This window comes from Bacteroides sp. An279 (assembly GCF_002159615.1).
GTDB lineage: Bacteria > Bacteroidota > Bacteroidia > Bacteroidales > Bacteroidaceae > Phocaeicola > Phocaeicola intestinalis.
This window is the reverse complement of sequence record NZ_NFJA01000129.1, coordinates 1-6,969: the sequence shown is the minus strand read 5'-3', so window position 1 is coordinate 6,969 and position 6,969 is coordinate 1. Positions and strand designations below refer to the sequence as shown.

At 46.1% G+C, this 6,969-nt stretch carries 5 protein-coding genes, 2 tRNA genes and 1 pseudogene; 3 read left to right on the top strand and 5 right to left on the bottom strand.

The features are described 5' to 3' along the window. Nucleotide 1: 1 nt before the first annotated feature. From B5F78_RS15430 to B5F78_RS15420, 3 genes are all read right to left on the bottom strand, one after another. Nucleotides 2-85: transfer RNA gene (locus B5F78_RS15430), tRNA-Leu, on the bottom strand. 186 nt (nucleotides 86-271) lie between these two features. After that, nucleotides 272-526, bottom strand: a complete 255-nt coding sequence (rpsT, locus tag B5F78_RS15425; protein WP_022039305.1) for a 30S ribosomal protein S20 — start codon at nucleotides 524-526, stop codon at nucleotides 272-274. Nucleotides 527-569: 43 nt separating this feature from the next. Beyond that, nucleotides 570-641: transfer RNA gene (locus B5F78_RS15420), tRNA-Glu, on the bottom strand. 191 nt (nucleotides 642-832) lie between these two features. Here B5F78_RS15420 and recO point away from each other — a divergent pair. Continuing rightward, a complete protein-coding gene (gene recO / locus B5F78_RS15415) occupies nucleotides 833-1,555 on the top strand; it encodes a DNA repair protein RecO (RefSeq protein ID WP_087248583.1) in 723 nt (240 codons plus the stop codon). Between the two features lie 25 nt (nucleotides 1,556-1,580). Here the strand turns inward: recO and B5F78_RS15410 are convergent, their stop codons facing one another. Together B5F78_RS15410 and B5F78_RS15405 are read right to left on the bottom strand one after the other, a co-directional pair. Beyond that, nucleotides 1,581-3,449: a glycoside hydrolase family 97 protein gene (locus tag B5F78_RS15410; protein ID WP_087407152.1), complete on the bottom strand. Its 1,869-nt coding sequence runs from the start codon at nucleotides 3,447-3,449 to the stop codon at nucleotides 1,581-1,583. Between the two features lie 248 nt (nucleotides 3,450-3,697). Beyond that, entirely contained in the window at nucleotides 3,698-5,542 is a 1,845-nt protein-coding gene (locus B5F78_RS15405; protein ID WP_204502737.1) for a glycosyl hydrolase 115 family protein, read from the bottom strand. Nucleotides 5,543-5,546: 4 nt separating this feature from the next. Between B5F78_RS15405 and B5F78_RS17880 the strand changes: the two are divergent. Together B5F78_RS17880 and B5F78_RS15400 are read left to right on the top strand one after the other, a co-directional pair. Then, a pseudogene (locus B5F78_RS17880) lies at nucleotides 5,547-5,714 on the top strand (ATP-binding protein); the annotation flags it as partial. A 28-nt stretch (nucleotides 5,715-5,742) separates the two neighbouring features. Next, a complete protein-coding gene (locus tag B5F78_RS15400; RefSeq protein ID WP_241148275.1) occupies nucleotides 5,743-6,798 on the top strand; it encodes a response regulator transcription factor in 1,056 nt (351 codons plus the stop codon). The last annotated feature ends 171 nt before the right edge of the window (nucleotides 6,799-6,969 follow it).

Below are 6,969 nucleotides of genomic sequence, written 5' to 3'. Positions count from 1 at the left end.
GTACCCAGACCCGGGGTCGAACCGGGATGGATTTTACTCCACTGGTGTTTGAGACCAGCGCGTCTACCGATTCCGCCATCTGGGCATTCCGTTGAATTGCGGTGCAAAGGTAAGAAGTATATATTAAAGTTCCAAATATTTATAGGGGTTTTGGAATATTCTAAAATACTTTTAACATCATCTCTCTTCTATTATTTAATATCTGAGTACAAATAACAAAAGGCTGAATCGGTAAGATTCAACCTTGTTATCTTTTTGTGCTAACAATTACTTAAGCCAATTTAGCAATATGAGCAGCCAGTTTTGACTTTAAGTTAGCAGCTTTGTTCTTATGGATAATGTTGCGTTGAGCTACTTTATCCAAAATCTTTTGTACTTTAGGATACATTGCTACTGCTTCTGCCTTGTCAGTAGTCATACGAAGTTTCTTCACTGCGTTACGCATTGTTTTAGCATAATATCTGTTGTGAAGTCTTCTTTTTTCAGCTTGTCTGATTCTTTTAATAGATGATTTGTGATTTGCCATCTCGACTAATCTTTAAATATTGTTCGTGATTCTGTTTATTATGTAGCCCGTGGGAGAATCGAACTCCCCTTTCAAGAATGAAAATCTTGCGTCCTAACCGATAGACGAACGGGCCATCCTTTGATGCTTTCGAGGAAAGTATCCCTCATTTGCGGATGCAAAGGTAGGAAGATTTTTTATTCCTGCAAAACTTTCTGCAGAAAAAATATACTTTCTCCTTAAAAGTCATATCTTTGCAAGTGTAAAACAGTGAATGGAAGTGAGATCAGTGTCACATCTTGATTCTTTAGTTTTATTTGTAGAGCCATGTTACAGAAATATCAGGGAGTAGTGTTACATACACTGAAGTATAATGACCGTTCAAATATTGCCTGTATTTATACAGGTGAGGGTGGAAGGATGTCCTTCTTGTTCCCGGCGCAACGTTCACGCAAGTCAATGGTAAGGTCGGTGCTGTTCCAGCCCTTGTCGTTGGTAGAGTTCGAAGCCGAGGTGCGTCCTCGTGCCAGTGTACATCCCATTCGTGAGGCGAAGGCATGGATGGTTTTCCAATCCTTGCCTTACGATCCCTATAAGTCTGCTATTGCGCTGTTTCTGGCCGAGTTTCTTTATCGTGCTTTGAAAGAAGAGGGAGCCAGTGCATCATTGTTTTCTTATTTGGTTTATTCGATACAATGGCTTGATGCGTGTGAAAAAAGTTTTGCTAATTTTCACTTAGTCTTTTTGATGCGTTTGTCTCGTTTCCTAGGGTTGTATCCGAATATGGAAGATTATGCCGAAGGTTGCTGTTTTGATTTGTTGAATGCCTGTTTTGTGACGGAGCCACCGTCGCATGGTATGTTTGTCGTTCCTGCTGAGGCTTCGCGCATCTGTAATTTGATGCGTATGAACTATGATACGATGTATTTGTTTGGGATGAATCGTACCCAGCGCAATCGTTGCCTCGACATCATTCATGAATATTATCGCCTGCATCTTCCTGATTTCCCGGAATTGAAGTCATTCCGGGTACTTCAGGAACTTTTTTAAGCAGGCGTTTTTCCGATGAGGAGAGTTAGGGGAGGGTTATTTGCATTACGAATCCACCTCGTGCCAGACAAGGAACTTCTGTCTCTTTTCCTATGGAAAGATTTTTTTCGATGCGGAATGATTTTTCATCTGTTCCGTCCCCGATGAAAAGTACAGCCGTCTGTTGTGGCAATGAAAGGCGTTGCAGTGAAAAACGGAGGATTGCCGGCGTGTCTTTTCCGTTGATGCCGGCAATGTACCATGTGTTTCCTCTTTTGCGTGCCAGAACGGCGTGTTCTCCAGGATATCCGCTCAGCAGTCTGGTATCATCCCACGCTGTAGGGAGGGTTGATAAAAGCTGTTTCACCTCGTCAGGCAGGCTTTGGTACGTTTCAGGACGATCAGGCATATGCTGGATGCCCGATTCGAAAAGGATGGGCAGAGCTAACTCGTGACCGTAACTGGTGATGTGTGGGTGCTGCGAGTCAGAAAATGTGCCGGGTGTATAGTCCATTGAGCCTATAACGTTGCGTGTAAAAGGCAAGGTCGCATTGTGGCAGGCTGCACGTGAGGTGAGTCGTTCGTTGTTATTATACCATTCAGCTCCATATACGGATTCCAAGGTAATCAGTTGCGGATAGGTACGTTGCCAGCCCCACGGTAGTGTACCTCCGTGCAGGTTTACGAGCAAGTGGTGGCGTGCTGCGTCCTCCAGTAAGTCGAAATAATAGTTGATTGCTTGCTGGGTGTCGGTTGGGAAGAAGTCCACTTTTACACCTTTCACTCCTTGCTTTTCCAGCCAGGCAAATTCCTTTTCACGGTCGGTTGCCTTGTTGAGGCGGTAGAGTGGAGTAGGTGCTCCTTCAATCCAGTTGGTGGTTGAGTTATACCAAAGTATCGGTCGAATGTCTTTCGAATGAGCATAAGCGAGGACATCTTCGATGGTACCTCCCGTCATTTGGTCCCATTCGGCATCGATCAGTGTATAGGGCCAGTGCATGGAAGCAGCCAAGTCTACGTATTGCTTCAGCAAGGCGCAATTGCGTGCTCCGTGATTGTGTGCCCAGTAAATCCACGATGCATTACCGGGTTTTATCCAACTGGTATCCTTTAGCTGACAGGGTGTAGCGACATCGGTTGTCAAGGTCGATTCGGTAATGTCGGCCAGTGTACCGATGATAAGTGTATGCCACGCTGAATGCCATTCGCCCGTCACAGATAATGCATCCTCTACCATTTTCACCCGATAACGTTCCGTGCCTTCGTTTACCAGATAAGTTCCACAATGAATACGTTGTAAATCCGATTCGGTTATCAGGGCGAATACATCTTTCTGTGGTTCCATTAAGGCGGGATATCCCCATTCGCCGGATTTGCAACCTTCGGTGCTGAAAGGATAAAAGCCTTCGTTGTCTACTGAGCGGGGACGCATCCAGCGTGGAGAGCCTGTTGCCAGATCATAGGAAGTACATTCGTTTGTAATCATTTCTCCGTTTGGGGCTGTTTTCAGCTGGTAGCGGAAAGCGATTCCGTCATCGTATGCCCGTATAATAAGTGTCAGACATTGTTCTTTATCGTTTACCAGAATGAATCTCCGCTCATTGGCATGGTTGATACAGTGCTGGCGTTTGCCGGTGATCATTTGATAATCATCGGTGTGAAGGCTTGTTTCCGATGCCGATTGCAGGCGCAGCTTAGAGGACAAGTCTTGTCGGTTGGTCTGTATTCCCAAATGGATTTGGTTGAAAATGTATTGGTCTCCGTATCGGATAGAAAGGCAGGCTGTGCCTGCTGCATTATTTTCCGGGCAGTGTAGGGTTACGCTGATTTGTCCGTTGGGTGAATGGATTTCGGTAGCTTGCAATGTAAAAGTAAATAACAGCGTTGTGAATATGGCAAATAATTTGTGTTTCATAGGTGGTTTTAACAGTTTTATAAGTTTGGATAGGCAAATATACGGAAAAAAGCGGATGGTGACAATTGGTAGAGGTGTATTTTATCATGTAGAAATTCAAAACAGTTTCAAACAATGACTGTTGAAAAAGTAAGGTCATTCTGTCTCAGAGCGAAGGGGCTCTCATATAATAGTTTATGTTTTCGAGATCCTTCGCTCTGGGATAGAATGACAAATGAAAGCTTAAGACAGGCTCATTGTGATGAGAGTTATTGGTGTCGTACTGCAGGTGCTCCAAAATAGCTTGGATACCGGTTGTCGGGATAGAGGACGAGTTGTTCGAGTACGATTTTCGGATCAATCATATATAGTTTTAATCTATGCATACCTGCTTTCTTTACATGCAGTTTTGTGGTTAGCATACGCAGGTTGTCGAATACTTCGTTACGGCGAAGTTGCTTGGAACCGGTAAGCTTGATGGTCTTGTCTTGCTTGGGAAGTGGTTTCAGGTTGGGCGACTGAGCCAAGTTGGCTGGATTGTATTCGCCGAATGTGTCCACGAATCCTTGGCGGGCATCTATCACTTCCGGTATTTCATCGTCTATTGCTACGGCGATACGCAAGCCTCGTTTGGGATAAACGTCTTGTGTGGGTAAGATACCGATGCAGAGCGAGACGGTTCCAGTATCGGGCAGTAGTATCTGGTATTCTAGGTATGGGGCTTCCTCAGGCTGGGCACTAGGAGCTGTTACAGGGCTGATACCCATACAGGCATATCCTCTTCCCAAGTCGGGCAGTTCAGTCCATGCGGCATCTTTTCCGGGAACGTTTTTGTTATATAGGTATGCTGGGATGGAAAATTCGGTTTTACTCAAATTGCCGAAATAGGCTTCCTTTGTGTCTGGTGCTTGTCCTTTGACGGCCCGGATACCGATAGGAAAGTTGGTTTCTCCACTCTTGATGGTCAGGCAGGCTTCGTGTGTTCCATTGCCGATGGCAGCCCAGTCTATGTTGACTTGGAGGCGCGTTTCGGTTTTTACCGTCCCGGAGGGTTGGCTGACTTTTATCCAAGTTTGTGACGGGGTTGCCGTGAAATTGATGTTTCCTTTTCCTCGGTTGAAGAGGTCAATATAATAGGTTTGGTCAAGCAATGCGTCAAATAGAGGCAATGCCAGTTTGTCCGTATAGTCGGTAGCCTCGCAGCCTTCCGGGCAAATGCCTAAAGATGGGGTGTCTTGCAGGGTGACTTGTTGTAAGGAAGGAAGCAGTGCTTGTTTGGGCATGGACCATTGTGTGTAACCGATGTGTATGTCCGACATCATGTTTTTCCATTTGCCGTTTGCCAGTGTATCATTGTAATAACATGTCAGCCGTTTGTCTTTTTCGAACAATTCTTCAGCTTGCTTCGCATACAGGTTGGCCAAAGGTCTGCCCTGCTTTGCATAAAGATGGTTGCGTGTAGTGGCAGTGTAGATGTTAGCTATTCCGGCAGAAGCTACGGTGGGATAATACACCAGTTGGAAATAAGCATCTTGCCAGTCGGCAGGGATACGTTTTTTGAGTACTTCGGCTTTCGCTTCCACTTCTTTCCAAAGCTTTTCCACACGGTCGGTTTCGCGATGGTTCACCACGCTGAAAATGCCGGCTACTTGCACTTCTGCTTTTCGCCACAGGTTGTATTTCGGATATTTTGAAACAATGTCTGCTATTTCTTCAGCGTATTCGTCACCAAAATTCTGCGCTGCCCATTCCCGGGTGTAGTCGTCTGTCTTGTCGGCTGGGATGTTATGGGGATTCCATGCATAGCGTAAGATGAAATCAATGGGAAGCTCTTTGGGCTTCAGGTCACCCACATTGATGACCCAAAGGTCATCGATGCCGGTTTCGTAAGCAAGGTGGAACTGTTCTCGTAATTTAGGTATGGGGCTTGTGTTCACCCAACGGTCGTTCCACGGTCCGCCGTTCATGTCAATGTGATAATACAATCCCATTCCACCTTTGCGGTTCTTTTCTTTTAGCGGTCCGGTGCGCCGAAGGTACCCCCAGTTGTTGTCGCAGAAAAGCAGGAGCACATCATCGGGCACGTTAAAGCCTTTGTCGTAATATCGTTGCACTTCGGTGAAGATAGCCCATGCATTGAAATATACTCCGCAGCCAGGAACCGTCTGTGTCAGTGTGAAGACGGGCAGTGCTCCGGATGCGGCAGGACCTTTGCGCGATTATTTGGAGATAGCAGTAGAGGATACAGGTAAAGGCTTGAATGAAAGAGAACTGAAGAAGATATTCGAACGCTTTTATCAAAGCGAATCCGGCCGTGTATCTGCCCGGCAAGGGTTCGGCATTGGTAAAGCTTCATTATGGTGTCATTTTTGCAGAAAACAGGAAAGATGTGCAGGGAAGCAGGTTTGTGGTGCGTTTACCTTTGGGAAACAAGCATCTGAAAAAAGAAGAAATGGCAGATGGGAAGCCGGAAGAACATCTTTCCTTACATGGACGTGTGGAGGAACCTGCCTATTTCCCCGTCCAGGAGAAAGGAAAGCGGAATCCGACACATTACCGTGTGCTTGTGATAGACGATGATGAGGCTTTGCGGAATTTCTTGCAGGAAAGCCTGTCGGTTCATTACCGGGTAGATGTGGCTGCCGACGGCATGGAAAGATGGCAGAAAGCACTTGCCACGTTGCCCGATGTGGTCGTGTCGGATGTGATGATGCCGGAAATGGACGGATTTCAGTTGCTGAAGGAACTGAAGAAGAATCCCAACACCAACCACATTCCGGTTGTGCTGTTGACTTCGAAAACCGAATTGGCCAGTCGTATGGAAGGTCTGGAACAAGGAGCGGACGGATATCTGAACAAACCGTTCAGTCAGGATGAACTGGATGTGCTCATTGCCAACCTGATAAGCAATCGTCTTCGCCTGAAAGGGAAATATTCCGGTAGCCAGGAGCAGGAAGGGAAGGTGAAACCGCTCAAGGTGAAAAATACGGACGAGATATTGATGGAACGTGTAATGACAGTCATTGACCAGAATTTGGGTAATCCCATGCTGAGTGTGGAATTGTTGGCAAAGGAAGTCGGTATGAGCCGTACCCAATTGCACCGCCGGATGAAAGACATAACTGGTCTTGCGGTAAGCGATTTTATCCGTAATATCCGTTTGCGTCAGGCTGCACGGCTTTTGAAGGAAAAGCGGCTTATGATTACGCAAGTGGCTTATGCTGTAGGATTTTCCAGTCAGACCCATTTCTCGACGATGTTCAGAAGACAATATGGGATGACTCCGACGGAGTACGCAGAAACAGGAGAAAAAGCATCCGAAGACACGGAGGTTACCGGAACTGGTACGAAACATCCGGATGAAGCCTGAACATACTCATGCTGATGGAACACCGATGACGCAGAAAGGCCCGCGCCGGCACAAATTATATCAGAAGCTGTTTTGAATTTCTCCAAAAAGTTTTTCTTGGCTTGATGTATCTGTTTTCGTGTGTGCTTTGGGCGATTTTTTGGTCCTTTTCGCTCCTGTTCTTCGTCAGAT

Coding starts and splice junctions, on each gene's coding strand:
- rpsT (WP_022039305.1), bottom strand. CDS start 526: ATGGCAAATCACAAATCATCTATTAAAAGAATCAGACAAGCTGAAAAA.
- recO (WP_087248583.1), top strand. CDS start 833: ATGTTACAGAAATATCAGGGAGTAGTGTTACATACACTGAAGTATAAT.
- B5F78_RS15410 (WP_087407152.1), bottom strand. CDS start 3,449: ATGAAACACAAATTATTTGCCATATTCACAACGCTGTTATTTACTTTT.